9 protein-coding genes are annotated in these 16,572 nt (G+C 68.1%); 7 read left to right on the top strand and 2 right to left on the bottom strand.

Annotation, left to right across the window (positions count from 1 at the left end; translation table 11 throughout):
• Positions 1-24 precede the first annotated feature (24 nt).
• From FJV41_RS24595 to FJV41_RS24580, 4 genes are all read left to right on the top strand, one after another.
• The gene (locus FJV41_RS24595; protein ID WP_141644985.1) at positions 25-639 is read left to right on the top strand and encodes a hypothetical protein; all 615 of its coding nucleotides are present in this window, start codon (positions 25-27) and stop codon (positions 637-639) included.
• 237 nt (positions 640-876) lie between these two features.
• Positions 877-3,135, top strand: a complete 2,259-nt coding sequence (locus FJV41_RS24590) for a hypothetical protein (RefSeq protein ID WP_141644984.1) — start codon at positions 877-879, stop codon at positions 3,133-3,135.
• 389 nt (positions 3,136-3,524) lie between these two features.
• Complete coding sequence (locus FJV41_RS24585; protein ID WP_141644983.1) at positions 3,525-4,415, top strand: EamA family transporter; 891 nt, start codon at positions 3,525-3,527, stop codon at positions 4,413-4,415.
• Between the two features lie 94 nt (positions 4,416-4,509).
• The gene (locus FJV41_RS24580) at positions 4,510-6,789 is read left to right on the top strand and encodes a carboxypeptidase-like regulatory domain-containing protein (RefSeq protein WP_141644982.1); all 2,280 of its coding nucleotides are present in this window, start codon (positions 4,510-4,512) and stop codon (positions 6,787-6,789) included.
• Positions 6,790-6,850: 61 nt separating this feature from the next.
• Here the strand turns inward: FJV41_RS24580 and FJV41_RS24575 are convergent, their stop codons facing one another.
• On the bottom strand, positions 6,851-7,744 hold the full coding sequence (locus tag FJV41_RS24575; RefSeq protein WP_141644981.1) for a hypothetical protein: 894 nt from the start codon (positions 7,742-7,744) through the stop codon (positions 6,851-6,853).
• Between the two features lie 52 nt (positions 7,745-7,796).
• Complete coding sequence (locus tag FJV41_RS24570; protein WP_174485998.1) at positions 7,797-9,290, bottom strand: matrixin family metalloprotease; 1,494 nt, start codon at positions 9,288-9,290, stop codon at positions 7,797-7,799.
• A gap of 343 nt (positions 9,291-9,633) precedes the next feature.
• Here FJV41_RS24570 and FJV41_RS24565 point away from each other — a divergent pair, with 343 nt between their 5' ends.
• From FJV41_RS24565 to FJV41_RS24555, 3 genes are all read left to right on the top strand, one after another.
• Entirely contained in the window at positions 9,634-10,737 is a 1,104-nt protein-coding gene (locus FJV41_RS24565) for a cytochrome-c peroxidase (RefSeq protein WP_141644979.1), read from the top strand.
• Between the two features lie 25 nt (positions 10,738-10,762).
• Positions 10,763-14,464, top strand: a complete 3,702-nt coding sequence (locus tag FJV41_RS24560) for a pre-peptidase C-terminal domain-containing protein (protein WP_141644978.1) — start codon at positions 10,763-10,765, stop codon at positions 14,462-14,464.
• 74 nt (positions 14,465-14,538) lie between these two features.
• Positions 14,539-16,572 (top strand): Ig-like domain-containing protein (locus tag FJV41_RS24555; protein ID WP_246137386.1); only part of this gene is annotated, 2,034 nt, incomplete at its 3' end.

Genomic DNA, 16,572 nt, shown 5'->3' with positions numbered 1-16,572 from the left:
AGCGGGGCCCGCACGGAGGCCTCGATGACACGCGGTGGTTGGGTGGCGCTGATGTTGTGCTGCGGTGCGGTCTCGGTGGAGGCCGCCGAACCGGAGGTCGCCGACTGTGACTTCCGGTGGGAGTGCCAGGTCGGAGCGCACGTGTTCTCGGTGGCCTTCGACTCCGCCTCGGGCGAGTGCACCGAGGACGACATGACGGCCGTCGTGGAGACCTCGGGAGGGAAGACCGGGCTGCCGCTGGAGAAGGCCTGGTACGGCTCCATCGCGAACGTCGCGGATGGGAAGTCCGTCTGCCGGCTGGCTGGAGCGAAAGGGTCCGTCGGCGGTGGCGTCTCCGCCTTCGCGGTGGATGACCGCCGCGCGCTGGTGTTCTTCACCCGCGACGACCGCCCCGGGTACGAATGGGTGGGCGTGGCGCTCATCGACGCGGCGACGGGGAAGGTGCTCGACGTGAAGCAGCGACTCGGTCAGTCCAAGGAGCGCGTTGTCGCCATCCTGAAGACGCCGCGCGGCTTCAAGCTCCAGTTGATTCGAGAGCACCTGAAGGGCGTGCAGTGCGACTGCTCCGCCGCCTTCGCGGACGACTGGATGGCCGTCGACGTGGTCAACGGCCGGATCCACGCGCGCTGGATGCGATGAGGCACGGGCCCGCGGCGGGGTGAGGGCGTCCTCGCGGCCAGGTCGGTCGCAAGGGCTTCGGAGAACGTGCGCGGCGGACATGCGAGGCGGGTGCAGGCCCCAGTCTCCCCAGGCCGCGCTCAAAGTGATTCAGCCGGTTCGCAACGACCAGTCCTCGCGGCTTCCTCCGTAGTGAGAGTGGGTGACGCTCACTTGATTCGTCCGTCCTTGCTGCGTCCCTCCTGAGGAAGTGGTCCCATGTCTCGAAACAGAAGTCTCGGCGGCAGCGTGCTGCTGGCCGCCGCATTGTTCTCCACCCCGGGCCTCGCTGATGATGAGGTGACGAACGTGCTCGCCTTGGACCGGTATCCGGTCCCCGCGGTCCGGGAGAGCAAATACCGCAATCGCATCGCCACGGAGCTGGGAGGTGGCGGCTGGCAGACCTTCGTGGGGGACCTGCACAATCACCCCCGCGGCCATGACGCCATGGACGGTGGGTCGCTCAGCTTCACGCCCCAGATCATCCGAAGCGAGGTGCTGCTGTCCGCCTTCCGCCACGGCTATGACTTCTTCGGCACCAGCAACCACACCACGTCGTGGAAGTCCTACGATGACGATGACCCCATCTCCCAGCTGAGCCCCGTGCTGGATGCGAACGGGCAATCCGAGCTGCTCGTCCTCAGGGGCAGGGAGTCTCATGTGGGCCCGGATGATGGGACGGGCTCAAGCCATGACCACCACTTCAACAGCTTCAACCGCAATCTGCATGTCAACTCCTCCAACATCGGGAACATGCACGACGAGATCGTCGACAACTACTCGGCGGACCCGCTGCTGAGCACCCACATCCAGCTGAACCATCCGAACGACGACGTGTATTTCACGCTCCCCACGGCGCCGGACCGACGCCAAAAGGTGAGAGATGCCGTCGAACTCGCCGAGTACAACGGGCTCCCCAAGTACTTCGAGCTGCTGCGGCGCGGCTTCCGAGTCGCCCCCGTCTCCAACACCGACGCGCACTCCACCACCCGCGAGCAGTTGGGGGGCGCTTTCATGGAACAGCACCCGAACGGCACCTGGGTGCGCCGCTACATCGACGAGCCCGGGGTGCCCCGCGAGAAGACCCATGGCCACGACACGGCCCAGGGCCGCGCCGGTGTCGTCCTGCCTCCCGGCACGCCGTTCAACTACGACAACTTCCTCATCGCGCTGCGCAACCGCTCGGTGTTCCGCACGGCCCTGCCGCCTGCCTCCGGCTTCTTCATGGTCAACGGCCGTCCCATGGGCTCCGAGTTCGCGCTCAGCCCCACCGAGCGGCGGCTCGACTTCACCGTGTGGGGGACGACCAAGGATGGCACCGGTGGCGGCAATAACTGGACGACGCTCCAGGTCTGGAGCCCCTTCCAGCCCAACGCACCCATCAAGGAAATCCCGTACACCGACATCGGACTCATCGACCTGAAGGAGGTCTTCTCGCTGACGCCCTACGAGTCCATCTACGTCGTCACGCTCAGGCAGCAATGGGAGAACGCCGAAGTCGTGATGGCGCCCATCTGGGTCACCAACCCCGTCAGCAAGCCCGTCCTCTCCTTGCCGGATTCAGTGGTCACCCGGTCATCCCAGTACCCGTACTTCACCGTCAGCGGAGGCGGTGACACGCTGCTCCTCCAGCGCTCGACGCCCCAGGCTCCCCAGACCTGGCAGACGGTCGGGACCATCACCAGCAATCACATCTATTATCCCATCGACCACCACATCCAGCCGCGCGTCTCCCACTGGCGCGTGGTGGACGCCTACCAGCAGACCGTGGTCTCCAATACGACGACGCTGACCGTCACGGATTTGATTGATGTGACCGCCTCCTCGGGGACCTCCCCGACCCTGGATGGCGATGACATCCACGTCCACTGGTCCCACCCGGCGCCGCAGCTCGTCGACTACTACCTGTCGCAGGACAGCGGCCTGACGTGGACCAAGGTTGGAGAGGAGAGCGCTGCCTTCACGGATCGGCACTGGACCTTCGACACGGCGGGACTGGGCGGCTCGACGCTGATGCTGAAGGTCGTGAACCGGCTCGACGTGAGCTACCAGGGCTTCTCCGGCCCCGTCACCGTCTCCCATCAGATTCGAGTGGGCGCTGGCAACGCCACCGTCAATCCCATGGCGGCCTACACCGTCGCGGACAGGAACAAGAGTTCGTGCTGGTGGAGCAGCAATGGGAACTCGCAGTCGGTGTACGTCTACATGGAGCGCGAGTACCTCATCAAGCGGATGGAGATCGACTTCGGGCAGTGGAACCCCACGGGCTGGGCGATGGCTGTCGGCCTGAACGGGAGCACCTGGAGCACGAGTGACAGTGGGTCCATGTCCTATGGCCCCAATCAGACTGTCGTCGCGGACTACAGCCAGCGTCCCGGCGGAGGGCTGATTGCGAAACACGTGCGGCTCTACGTGTCCGGCACGTTCCCTGGAGTGAGCAGCTACTCCCAGGTGTGTGAGATCCGCCTCTACCACTAGCAGGCGGGCAGGGGAGGGCGCGCGACGGAAGCGCGCCCTCCTGTGCCGCCGAGGCTCGCGGGGCCGGGCAATTCCCACCCGCGACAGTCCGGGCGCGGTAGGATGGGGCCCGCCGTGGTCGGGCGTAAGGAGCGATACCGTGCCCAAGGGTCAAGAGAAGGCGAAGAAGGACAACAAGCCGAAGCTGTCGACGAAGGAGAAGCAGAAGAAGAAGAAGGAGAAGGCCGACAAGAAGAAGTAACCCGGACGGCTTTCCAGAATCGCGCGCGCGCCTGGCTGCACCCGCTGCAAGCGGACGGGTGGCGCGCGATTCTGGAGCACCGGCGGCTTCGACTCCGCCGGAGGTGAGCGATGACCTGCCCTGGTGCGCTTGTGCGACAGTGCGCGGCATGTCTCGACTCCGTGGGCTGACCCGCCCCCGCACCAGCGCCGTGCTCCTGTTGCTGGTCGCGATGAGCTGCATCCAGGTGGGGGCCTCGCTCGCCAAGCGGTTGATTCCCGTCGTCGGCGCACAAGGGACGACGGCGCTCCGGCTCGTGTTCGCCAGCCTGATTCTGCTGGCCATCTGGCGTCCCTGGCGCAAGCGCCTCACCCGCGCGGAGCTGCGCTCCGTCCTCGTGTATGGCGCCTCGCTGGGGGTGATGAACCTGACCTTCTACCTGGCGCTGGAGCGGATCCCCCTGGGCATCGCCGTCGCCATCGAGTTCACCGGGCCCCTCGCGGTGGCGCTCCTGTCGACTCGGAAGGCCGTCGATTTCATCTGGGCGCTGTTGGCCGTGGCGGGCGTGGTGATGATCCTGCCACTGGCGGGGACCGGGAAGGCGCTCGACTGGGTGGGGGTCGGCTGGGCGCTGGTGGCGGGCACGTGCTGGGCGCTCTACATCGTGTTCGGCCAGAAGGCGGGCGCCTCCGTGCACGGCGGGACGGCCGCGTCACTGGGCATGCTCACCGCGGCCCTGCTCGTCGTTCCCTTTGGCGTGGCGCAGGCGGGCACCTCGTTGCTGGACGTGTCGCTGCTGCCCGCGGTGCTGGGCATCGCCGTGCTGTCGAGCGCGCTGCCCTATTCACTGGAGATGATGGCTCTCAAGGAGCTGCCCACGCGGACCTTCGGCATCCTGATGAGTCTGGAGCCCGCGCTCGGGGCGCTCGCGGGGCTGCTGTTCCTGGACGAGCGACTCTCGTGGGTGCAGGCCCTGGCCGTCGGCTTCATCGTCCTGGCGTCGGTGGGCAGTGCCCTCTCGTCGAAGCAGACCTCGTCGGCGCCGGAAGCGGTGGCCTGAAGGTCAGTGCCTGGGGCGGGGTGGATGGGCAGACACCGCGCCCGTGCACGAGAGGGCGTTGGATGCTGCTAGCGTGACGCCGACGGGAGGCCTCATGAAAAGCGCGTCCGTGGTGGCAATCGCCCTGGGTGTCGTCGTGCTGGGATTCGCCGTGACGCGGTTCTCCCTCGGCACCCCTGAGACCCTGATGGCCGCGCCCACGGTTCGCGAGGCTTCCGCCCAGCAGTCGCTGAGTGGGGCGCCCGACGCCGGGCGGACCGAGGCCCAGGCGCGGGAGGTGCCTGCCGAGGGCACGACGCCGGACTCCCAGCGCGCGCCAGCCGTCCTCATGGAGGGACTGGTCACCGACGTGGACGGGCATCCCCTGGCGGAGGCCACCGTGGCGGCCATGACGCCGCCTCGGCTGAGCAAGGACAAGGCGCGTCCTTCCGGTGAGGTGCAATCCAAGGGGGAGGTCCAAAGGTTTGGAGACTACGAGTCCACGAGGTTCGAAACGCGGACCGACGCGGCGGGGCGCTTCGTGCTCGAGCTGCCCGAAGCGGGCCCCTATATCCTCGTCGCCTACGGGGAGGACTTCGTCGTCACGCGCCTGGAGCGTGTGGAGGCTCCGGTCCAGGACCTTCGACTGGTGCTGCACGCCGGTGGGCACGTGGAGGGCACCGTGGTGAGCGCCCGGGGTGAGCCGCTCCCGGAGGTGGCGCTCACCCTGTTCGCCGAGGGAAAGAAGGACCGAACCACCGAGTGCATGAGCGACGAAGAAGGACGCTTCGTCATGCGCATCGTGGAGCCGGGTCGCTACACGCTCCGGGCGGTCTTCAACACGGGGGCGCCTCATCGCGCCTCGCGCGTCGTCGAGCTGCGCCCCAAGGAACAGTCGACGGTGGTCTTCCGGATGGACACCGGAAAGTCGGTATCCGGTGTCGTCGTGGACGAGGCGGGCATGCCCCTGGGTGGCGCTCAGGTGAAGGCCCACTCGCAGCGGGAGAACTACGCCCAGTTGAATGAGCAGGAGCACGGCATCCAACTGGAGGACGCATCCTCGCTCACGGACGAGGCGGGCCGGTTCACCGTCCATCACCTGCTGCGAGGCGACAGCAACCTGACCGTCGAGAAGCCGGGCTACGTGTTGCGCGTGGCGACGCGCGGGGAGGATGACGCCTTCGACCCGCTCCCCGAGCACCAGGTCGCCGCGGGCTCGACGAACGTGAGGCTGGTGCTGCGCTATCTGGGGAGCATCCGCGGAAAGCTCCGGCGCTCGGACGGCACGCCCATTGACCGCTTCACCGTCAATGAAGAGTCCTTTCAGGGCGACGACGGTGCCTTCCGGCTCCCCATCCAGCAACCCGGTGTGACGTGGCTGACGCTCGAGGCTCCGGGGCACACTCGCATCATCCGCGAGGTCCGGGTGGAGCGCGGACAGGACGTGGACCTGGGCACGCTGGTCCTCGAAGCGGGGCGGTGGGTGCGCGGGCGCGTCGTGGACGCGACGACCTCCGCCCCCGTCGAAAACGCCCAGGTGGTCGTCCGGCGCTCACCGTCCTCCCAGGTCGATGAGTCCTCGTCGGCGCAGGCTCCCGAGCTGGCGAGCGCGAAAACGGACCCCTCGGGCGCCTTCGAGTTCGGGCCGATGGAGGCGGGCCCCCTGGCCATGGAAATCTCCCACTCCGGCTACCTGCCGTTTCAACAGTCGGTGGGTTCGGGCGAGGAAACGCTGGAGGTGGTGCTCTCGCCGGGCGCGCGGTTGGAGGGCACCGTGAAGGACCGCGAGGGACAGCCCGCGAAGGTGATGCTGCGGTTGAGCGCCCTGGGGGGCCAGAAGCTCCATCGCTCCGGCATCGTGCACGTCAGCGAAGGGTCCTTCTCCATGGGAGGACTGGAGCCCGGGGAGTACGTCATCTCCCTCAGTTCCAGGTACGACTTCATGGGGAACCCCTGGTCGGAGACCCAGTCGGGCCGGTACATCCCGCGCCGGGTGACGCTGGCCCCCAACGAGCGGAGAGTGCTCCAACTTCAGGAGCGCGAAGGCCACTCCACGCTGCGGCTGCGTGTGCCCCGTGTCACGGGCACTCCTCCCGACGATGTCGCCCTCCACCAGGCGGTGCTCGTCCCGGGGACGTTGTCGCCGATCCGCAGCTACGGTCGCGTGGAACGAATCAAGCTCGAGCTGGGGGTGCTCGGCCCGGCGGGAGTGACCTCCCCGGAGGTCGTGTACGACGCGCTCCCCTCGGGCCGCTACACGTTCCTGCTGGTGGGGCGCAACGTCAAGGGTGGCCCCTACCTGCTGCACGCCGAGGAGCTGGTGGTCCCCGAGGTGGGTGTCCTGACGAAGGACCTCCAGCCCGTCTGGAAGCCCATCGAACACATCATCCTGTGAGCACCGCGACCCGGCCATCGCCACGGGCAGGCCGGGTCGCGGGCACGTTGGACGTGCGACGTCAGAACGTCTTGTCGAGCAGGGCCGCGCAGTCGGACGGCTGGGCGCCATCCTTGATGTGGAGCGCCACGGGCCCCGAGGCCGGTCCGGGTTCCCAGGCCAGCCTCACGAAGCAGCGCTCACCCACGTTCACGACGTGGACCCGTGTCGCCACCGCGCCTTCCGGGAGCGCGTCGAACACCACCGTGCCCCCCTCGTCGGGAGCGGGCGAGGTCAGCGTGGCGGGCCGGTCCGCGCGTCCGTAGAGCCGGCCCGGCACCGCGCCCTGGGGAACGGAGTCCAGCGAGGTGCGCTCCGTGCGAGGAACCGAGAGCTGGGTGGACGCGACGAAGCGCTTGAGCGTGTCGAGCAGCGCGGAGGGAGTCGCTCCCGGGAGCACCTCGTGCTGGACCGAGGCTGCGTCCAGGTCGACATGTCCATGGTCGCCCCGGAGGAGGACGAAGGCCCCCGCGACGTCGGGTGAGCGACGCAGGAAGAACAGCTGCCGGTGTCCATCCAGCGCGCCCAGGTGGGCGCGCCCCGCCGACGCGTCCATGCCCGCCGCTGGAACCGCCACGACCACGCGAGTCGCGGAGCCCGGGAGCCGCTCCGCGTTCCGATACAGCTCCGCGTCCACCTCCAGCTCCAGCTTCTGGAAGTAGCGAGGCCTCTTGCTGCCCTGGACCTTGCGGTGCGTGTCCACCTGTCGGGTGACGCGGCCCGTGACGATGAGGTCGGACTGGGCCACGTAGCCTTCGGGCCCCAGCGTGTACCGCGCGTAATCGTCGTGGACATGTCCCCGGCCCGCCGGGCCCAGCGCGGGGGTTGGTATCAGCGCCCTCCCCACACCCACGGCTCCCAGGCCCACGACCGCACCGACGACAACCATCATTCCCTGCTTGAAGAAGGACTTCATGACAATGTGTCTCCAGGAGTCTGGTGTTGCGGGGTCTCGCGAAGGTCCAGGCTCAAGGAGCCGCCGTCACCAGCTTCGCGCTGGAGATGCTGCCGCCAACGAACGTCTTGCGCTCGATGGGGAAGTTGGAGTCCGTGCACGTGCCGCTGGCGCAGTCCCGGATGTACATGTACGCGTCGCGGGTGTTGTTGGTGGAGGCGTGGATGATTTCCAGGCGGTTGCCATTCACGATCTGCACGTCCGAGGCGACGTTGAGCGTCCAGCCCGCCGTGACGTGCGTCCCCAGGTACATGAAGGTGCCGGCCGCGGTGATGTAGCCCTCGGCGATGCGCAGCTGGTGCTCGCCGTTCGAGGCAGGGAAGGTGAGGAAGCAGCGGTTGGCACCGGCAGGCGCCCAGTAGCCGCAATCAATCCCGACCGACGTGTCGGTCCATTCGCCGTTGATCTGGGTGGGGTTGGTCCAGGTGCCGGCGCTGGTCGACGTGGAGACCCGGAGCTTTCCCGTCCCCATCTCGATGAAGGCCATCACCAGCCGACCTGACGCCGCGTCATACGCGAGGCTCGGGCGCCGATGGGACGTCATCGTCGTGAGCTGGGGGCTTCCTCCCCAGAAACATCCGGCCAGGCTGCCGTAGACGCCCCGGTAGACGTAGATGGCTCCGGTGTCATTGGACGAGCGGAACGCCGCCGCGAAGCCCCCGCCTGGATTCTCGGAGACGGCCACGCCGTCGAAGGCATAGTCCGTCGAAGTGCAGGTCGGTCCCACGGTGCCACTGGGGTCGATACCGACGTACGAGATGCGGCTGGTGTAGTCCTGGTTCGAGTCGTTCTCGAACGTCACGAGCGACCACCCGTCCGTCTGCGTCGCCACGCCCACGCTTCCGGAGGTCGTTCCCACCTGCGTCCAGCCGCCGCCCGTCCGGGCGCGGACCCTGACGGGATAGTCCGCGATGTATTGGGCGTGCTGTCCGCCCAGCTTGTCGTCCTCGCGAGGGAAGCGCTTCGGATAGGCCCCGAAGGCGTAGTTCCCCTGGTGCATGACGGCTTCGGGCGAACTCGTGGAGGGATGGGTCAACCCGAGGCAGTGCCCGAACTCATGCGTGAAGATGGACTGGAGGTCGAAGGTCTGGGTCCCGTTGTCCGAGTACGCGCTCGCGACGCCGGTGTTCATGTAGATGTCGATGGAGCAGTTGTCGGAGAGGAAGATGTAGGACGACCGTCCGAGACAGCTGTTCCCCGAGCAATCGCCGTCGCAGCACGTCTTGGCTTCAATCTCGAGGTCCGAGGCGTTGGGCGTCGTGTCGTGGAATTCGATGTTCGTGTTGAACCGGACCCCTGAGTTCTGCCAGGACTGAAGGGCAGAACGCGCGATGGTCATGATGCTGGCATTGTTCAGTCCGAAGTGGGTCTGGAATGGGCCGGTGATGACATCGATGACGTAGGGGTTGTCTCCCCATCTGACCGCGGTGTTGAGCGAATACGCCCCCACCGTGGCGGCAGGCAGGAAGCCCATCAAGAAGGTCGCGAGCAAGCCAGGTCGTTTCATCGTTCCTCGATGCAAGTGCACTGCAAGAGGAATACGTCGCGGCGACACGGGGCTGGTCGTCCAGCGCATGCTCCGAGCCGTCACCGCGAGGCGTGGCCTGGGCATTCCCCGAATGCCGCCCGTGAAAAACGTCCCGGGTTCCAGACCAGGAAAAAGGGTCCACTCCGTATCGGAAATGGGCCGGATGCACGGCCTCGTCGAGGCGCGCTCGCTCCAGGCGGGGCCTTGTGTTTGTCGTTCCCGTCGTGGCGGTTCGTTCCACGTTTCATGAAGGGGCCTGCACGGCTCAGGGACGGGTGCGCCTGTTCGGGCAGTCAGGGCCGTAGGGACCGAGTGGGTGCGTATGTTGGCGCGGAGCAGGTCGAAGGCCAGTCTTGAGAGGAGATGCGCCGCACCGGGTCGGCGTCTCGTCTGGAGCGTCGCCGCGGGGCTGGGGCTGGTGTTCCTGGCGCCAGCAAGGGCCGCCGCCGAGGAGCGTGTCTCCAGGGAGGACGCGAGCGCTCGCGCCGCGCTGGGGCAGCGGCTCTTCTCCGATACGTCCTTGAGCGCCGATGGAAGGGTGTCCTGCGAGACGTGTCATCAGCCAGGTGCCGCCTTCACGGACGGACTGCCTGTCTCGCGTGGCGTCCTGGGCCGTGTCGGGACCCGCAACGCCCCGAGCCTGCTGGGCCTGGCTCAGATGCGCGAGCTGTTCTGGGACGGGCGGCGGGATTCACTGGAGGCGCTGGTCTTCGACCCGCTCACCGCCCCCGAGGAGCACGGCCTCGAAGACGTGCAGGCGGTCCTCTCCGCGGTGCGGGCCCGTCACGCCTCGGACTTCGAGCGGGTCTTCCCCGGCAGGGGCGTCACCCAGCAGACCGTGGCGCAGGCGCTCGCGGACTTCGTGCGCCAGCTGCCCGTGGCCTCGTCTGCCTTTGATCGCGCCCAGGCGGGTGACCGCGCCGCGCTGGTGCCGGCGCAGCGCCGGGGCTGGGCTCTCTTCACCGGACGCGCGGGGTGCGCGCGCTGCCACCACCTTGAAGGAGGCGCGCTGACGGATGGCGCGTACCACGCGGGAGAGGTGCGCTCCGAACTCATTCCCCATCAGGCGGAGGCGGCACGCGAGGCCGTGGGGATGTCGCGGGAGGCCCGGCGGGCCAGTGTGCCGGCCCGGGCGGAGATGGCGGCCCTGGGGCGCTTCGCCGTGACGCTCAGCCCCACGGACCTGGGACGCTTTCGCACCCCGTCCCTGCGAAACGTGGCCGTGACGGCGCCGTACATGCACGACGGCAGCATCCCCACGCTGCTCCAGGCCGTCGAGCGTGAGCTGTATTACCGCTCCACTCCGGGGCGACAGGTGGGGGACCTGACTCCCTCTGAGCGCTCCGACCTCGTCGAGTTTCTCAAGGCACTGACGAGCGCAGTGTCGCCGTCCCATCCACCGGACGCGACGCCGCGCGTCCACTGACCCTTCGTAGCGCAAGGAGTTTCCCTTGAAGCGTTCCTCCTGGGGGCCTGGCCTTGGCCTGGGCTCCCTCTGGTGTGCCCTGCTGTTGACCGCATGCGGAGGCGAGAGTCTTTCGCCTCCACCCACGCTGTCGGACCCGACGACCCAGGTCGCGAGCCTGGGAGACGCGGGTCCGCCCATCAACTACGCCTATGACGAGTCCCGCCGGCTGGTGGCTGTCTATGACGGGACGGGCGCCAGCGCCCAGTATGTCTATGACGAAGGTGGCAACCTCCTTGAAATCAAGCGGCTCTCCGCCGCGCAGTTGGGGCTCTTCGACTTCGCGCCCAACGAGGGACCGCCGGGCGGCGAGGTGACGCTGACGGGCTCGGGCTTCAGCACGACTCCCGCCAACAATACGGTGCGGTTCAACGGGGTCGCCGCGGTGGTGACCGCCGCGAGCGAGCAGCGGCTCGTGGTGACGGTGCCCGCGGGCGCGACGACGGGGACGGTGAGCGTGGAGGTCGGGAGCGTGACGGCCACCAGCCACGAGGACTTCGTGGTGCTGGCTCCGGTCCCCGCGCCCATCATCTCTGGCTTCTCGCCCTCGGGTGGGCCGGTCGGGACGACGGTGACCATCACCGGCTCGAACTTCAGTCTCCAGAACATCTACAACCGGATCTTCATCGGGGACATCCAGGCGGACATCCTCTCCTCCACGGCGACGCAGCTGCAGGCCAAGGTCTCCTCGCGTGGCGCCACGGGGAAGGTGAGGGTCTCCACGCCGTCGGGGCGCGCGACGAGCACGCAGGACTTCATGGTCGTTCCGCTCGACCAGGTCCCTGGCGGAACGGACACCCTCTCTCAAGCGGAGGTGGGCGGGGCGCCGGTCAATGTCTCCCTGGCCAGCTCGACGAACAAGGCCGCGGTGAGCTTCTCGGTGCAGCAGGGCGAGCAGGTGACCGTCGTCGTGAGCTCGGTGGTGCTCGGTGGTGCCTCGTCGGGAACGCTGCGCATCTACGACGGCCTGGGCGAGAGCCTCAGCACCGCCTCCATCTTGGCCACGGGTGGCGCCTTCGATTTGCCGGTCGCTCCGAAGGCAGGCACCTACACCGCGGTGTTGAAGGCCAATGGGACGACGACAGGCTTGAGCGCCACCTTCACGCTGGTGCGAGGCATCACCGGGAACCTGGAGAAGGACGGTGCCATGGCCGTCTTCTCGGGGCAGGTGGGACAGAACGGGCGGTTCAACTTCTTCGGCGCGGCGGGGGAGCGGCTGGGGCTGGGCATCGCGAGCCTCACCACCGTGCCCGCCGCGCAGTCGGTCGCCATCGACGTGCGCAGGCCGGACGGCACCCAGCTCGTCAACTGCAGCAGCTACACCACGCCGGGGAACTGCGACCTGCCGGACCTGCCGATGACGGGGGCCTATGTCGTCACCGTGAATCAGACGGGAGTGGCGACCGCCTCGCTGGGCCTGCTGCTGTCGAGCACGGTGGAGGGCAGCCTCGTCGTGGACGGGACGGCCGTCACGTTCAGCACCACGCGCGTGGGCCAGGATGCTCGCTACACCTTCACGGCCACGGCGAACACCAACGTGACGCTCGTCGCCACCGGTGGCACCTTCCCCAACTACGCCTCCGTGCAGGTCTTCCGTCCGGATGGCAGTTCGATTACCAGCAGGACCGCCTACCCCAATGACAACGTCACGTGGGACTTCCTCACCACGACGTCGGGCACCCACGTCATCACCGTGGACCCACAGGCCGCCAACACCGGCGAACTCACCCTGCGTCTGGTGCAGGAAGCCAGTGGCAGTGCCGGGAGCATCGACGGAACGCCGACGACGGTGAGCCTGGGCGTGGGCCAGAACGGGCGCTACACCTTCAGCGGCGACGCGGGAGACCGGCTGGGCCTGGGCGTGGTGAGCATCACCACGGTGCCCGCTTCGCAGCCCGTCACCCTCGAAGTGCGCAAGCCGGACGGCACCCAGCTCATCAACTGCAGCAGCTACACCGCCCCGGGGAGCTGCAACCTGCCGGTGCTTCCAGTGACGGGCACCTATGCCATCACCGTGAATCAGACGGGAATGGCGACGGCCTCTGTAGGACTGCTGCTGTCTCGCACGGTGGAGGACACCCTCGTCATCGACGGGACGGCAGTGACGTTCATCACGGCGCGCGTGGGCCAGGACGGTCGCTTCAGCTTCACGGCCGCGGCGAACACCAACGTAACGCTCGTCGCCACCGGTGGCACGTTCTCCAACTACGCCTCCGTGCAGATCCTCCGCCCGGATGGCAATGCGATTACCAGCAGGACCGCGTACCCCAATGACAACGTCACGTGGGACTTCACCACCACGACGTCGGGCACCCACGTCATCACCGTGGACCCGCTGGCCGCCAACACGGGTCAGCTCACGTTGCGGCTGGTGCAGGAAACCAGTGGCAGTGCCGGGAGCATCGACGGGACGCCGACGACGGTGAGCCTGGGGGTGGGCCAGAACGGGCGCTACACCTTCAGCGGCGACGCGGGAGACAGGCTGGGCCTGGGCGTGGTGAGCATCACCACGGTGCCCGCTTCGCAGTCCGTCACCTTCGAAGTGCGCAAGCCGGACGGGACCCAGCTCGTCAATTGCAGCAGCTACACCGCCCCGGGGAGCTGCAACCTGCCGGTGCTGCCGGTGACAGGGACCTATGCCATCACCGTGAATCCGTCGGGAATGGCGACGGCCTCGGTGGGGCTGCTGCTGTCTCGCACGGTGGAGGACACCCTCGTCGTTGACGGGACGGCCGCGACGTTCAGCACGGCGCGCGTGGGCCAGGACGGTCGCTTCAGCTTCACGGCTGCGGCGAACACCAACGTGACGCTCGTCGCTACCGGTGGCACCTTCTCCAACTACGCCTCCGTGCAGGTCCTCCGCCCGGATGGCAATGCGATTATCAGCCGGACCGCGTACCCCAATGACAACGTCACGTGGGACTTCACCACCACCACGTCAGGCACCCACGTCATCACCGTGGACCCGCTGGCCGCCAACACGGGTCAGCTCACGTTGCGGCTGGTGCAGGAAACCAGTGGCAGTGCCGGGAGCATCGACGGGACGCCGACGACGGTGAGCCTGGGGGTGGGCCAGAACGGGCGCTACACCTTCAGCGGCGACGCGGGAGACAGGCTGGGCCTGGGCGTGGTGAGCATCACCACGGTGCCCGCTTCGCAGTCCGTCACCTTCGAAGTGCGCAAGCCGGACGGGACCCAGCTCGTCAATTGCAGCAGCTACACCGCCCCGGGGAGCTGCAACCTGCCGGTGCTGCCGGTGACAGGGACCTATGCCATCACCGTGAATCCGTCGGGAATGGCGACGGCCTCGGTGGGGCTGCTGCTGTCTCGCACGGTGGAGGACACCCTCGTCGTTGACGGGACGGCCGCGACGTTCAGCACGGCGCGCGTGGGCCAGGACGGCCGCTACACCTTCACGGCCGCGGCGAGTGCCAGCCTGTCGCTCGTCGTCAGTGGCGGCACCTTCGCCACCTACGCCTCTTTGCAGGTCCTCCGTCCCGATGGAGTGGCGGTCGCCTCCCGGACCGCCTATCCCAATCAAAGCTACACGACCAACTTCACCACCACGACGGCGGGCACCTACAGCATCACCGTGGACCCGTTGGCCGCCAACACCGGGCAGGTCACCGTGCGAGTGAAGACCCAGGGTGCGCCTCTCGCGCCGGCCTCGGTGGAGGTGAAGCGATGACACCCGTGCCTCTCCTGCGTCCCAACGGAAAAACAATGTCAGACACAAGACGTGTCCTTGCTCTCGCCTGCCTCATGCTGCTCGGTGTCCTGCCGGCATGCACCGAGGAGGCGCCCTTCGCCACGGTCCCTGTTGACGTGGTGCAACGCCTGACCTCGGACAGGCCCACAGCGCCAGGAGGACGCAGCACGACGCGACTGGCGGACGGCCGCTGGCTGCTGCTGGGCGATTCGACTCCCTCCTCGGCCGCCGTGTTCCTGACGGAGCCCGATGGCGCAAAGCCGCTGGCCCAGGGCATGGCACATGCGCGGTCCGGTCACTCGGCGACGATGCTGCCGGATGGCCGGGTGCTCGTCCTCGGCGGTCGAGGCGCTTCCGGACGGCTCGTCCGTGAGTCCGAGTGGTTCTCGGGCGACAGCGCCGCGTTCTCCAAGGCGTCCGAGGTGCACCTGACGGCGCGAGCCCGGCACTCGGCCACCGTGCTGACCGATGGCAGGGTCCTCTTCGCCGGCGGCGAGACGGGGGACGCGCGCGCCAGTGACACGGCGGAGGTGTTCGACCCCCGAACGCTCCAGGTGAAGCGGTTGTCGGCGCGCCTGCAGGTGGCGCGCGTGGGGCACACCGCCGTGCTGCTGGCGGATGGTCGGGTGCTGCTGTCGGGTGGCGATGAGCCCGGCGAGGCGCCCACCGCGGAGCTCTTCGACCCGGAGCGGGGGGAGTTCCTCCGGCTGGACGCCACCGAGAAGGAGCGACTGCCCGTCGCGGAGGCTCCGCTGGAAGTGGCGGGCTCCAGCCCCGCGAACAAGGCCTCGTCGGTGTCCGTGCAGGCCCTGCTCGGGGTGCGCTTGAGCCATCCCGTCACGCAGGTCGACGAGACCGCCCTCACGCTGGCGGGCCCCGTGGGCGAGGTGGAAGGTCGCCTCGGCTTCGCGGAGGACGGGCGACTGCTCTTCTTCCGCCCCACCCAGGCGCTGCTGCCGGCCACGAACTACACGCTCTATGTCCAGGGCGCGAAGGACGCCGACGGTCGGGTGCTGCCGCTTGCCACGGTGAGCTTCACCACCCAGTCGCTGGCCGCTGGACAGGGCAGCCCCGATGTCCGGCTTCCCCGCCCGCGACTCGGACGCCCCCAGGCCCAGGCCCAGGCCGTGGCCCTGCTGCGGCACACGGAGAAGCGGGGCGCGGATGGTCGCTATGACTGGCAGGCGCCGGAGAGGCCCCTCTTCGACGACGGTGAGACCTGGCTGCCCGGTCCGGAGAACCTCACGGGCGACTGGCGCTCACGTGAGCCTCGCGTGACGCCGGCCGAGCCGCTCCAGGCGCCCCCGGGCGTCACCGCGCTCTCCGGTCGCGTGCTGCGCCTCAATGGCAAGCCGCTGGCGAACGTGAACGTGGTGGTGCGTGGCATCGCGACGCGGACGGACGCTCAGGGCCGCTTCCTCGTGCAGGGCCTCAAGCCCGGTGGTCAGACCTTGGAGGTCAATGGCCAGACCGCGAACCATGGAGCCACCCGCTACGGGTTGTTCTTCATGCACATCGAAATCCAGGAGGGCATCACCAATCCCCTGGGCCACACGGTGTGGATGCCTCGGCTGGACCCCCAGGGTACGGTCGCCATCCCCAGCCCCACCACGGAAGAAGTCGTGGTGACGACGCCCGCGATTCCCGGCCTGGAGCTGCGACTGCCTCCGGGCACGGTGGTGCGGGACCGCGCGGGCAACCTGCTCACGGAAATCAACATCACCCCGCTGCCCATCAACCAGGCTCCCTTCCCGCTGCCGAACCTGGAGATGCCGCTGTACTTCACCCTCCAGCCCGGCGACGCGCGCTTCGAAGGGCTCACCCCGGGGTTCAGTGGCGCGAAGCTGTACTACGCCAACTACCGGGGCGAGCTGCCTGGCGCCCAGGCCAACTTCTGGAACTACGACGCCAACGGCAGTGGCTGGTATGCCTATGGACTGGGCAGCGTCAGCGCGGACGGCCGCCAGGTGATTCCCGATGAAGGCGTGGCCCTGTATGGCTTCGTCGGCGCGGGCTTCAGCAATCCGGATGCTCCGCCCGCTCCCGTGGGCGGCCCCTGCAATGCCGCGTGCTGTGGAGGTGGTGGC

Origin of the sequence: Myxococcus llanfairpwllgwyngyllgogerychwyrndrobwllllantysiliogogogochensis (assembly GCF_006636215.1) — a bacterium.
GTDB lineage: Bacteria > Myxococcota > Myxococcia > Myxococcales > Myxococcaceae > Myxococcus > Myxococcus llanfairpwllgwyngyllgogerychwyrndrobwllllantysiliogogogochensis.
This window is presented reverse-complemented; position numbering and strand designations above follow the sequence as displayed.

Excerpts from the sequence above, each read along its gene's own strand:
- FJV41_RS24595 (WP_141644985.1), top strand. The coding sequence starts at position 25 with ATGACACGCGGTGGTTGGGTGGCGCTGATGTTGTGCTGCGGTGCGGTC.
- FJV41_RS24590 (WP_141644984.1), top strand. The coding sequence starts at position 877 with ATGTCTCGAAACAGAAGTCTCGGCGGCAGCGTGCTGCTGGCCGCCGCA.
- FJV41_RS24585 (WP_141644983.1), top strand. The coding sequence starts at position 3,525 with ATGTCTCGACTCCGTGGGCTGACCCGCCCCCGCACCAGCGCCGTGCTC.
- FJV41_RS24580 (WP_141644982.1), top strand. The coding sequence starts at position 4,510 with ATGAAAAGCGCGTCCGTGGTGGCAATCGCCCTGGGTGTCGTCGTGCTG.
- FJV41_RS24575 (WP_141644981.1), bottom strand. The coding sequence starts at position 7,744 with ATGAAGTCCTTCTTCAAGCAGGGAATGATGGTTGTCGTCGGTGCGGTC.
- FJV41_RS24570 (WP_174485998.1), bottom strand. The coding sequence starts at position 9,290 with ATGAAACGACCTGGCTTGCTCGCGACCTTCTTGATGGGCTTCCTGCCT.
- FJV41_RS24565 (WP_141644979.1), top strand. The coding sequence starts at position 9,634 with ATGTTGGCGCGGAGCAGGTCGAAGGCCAGTCTTGAGAGGAGATGCGCC.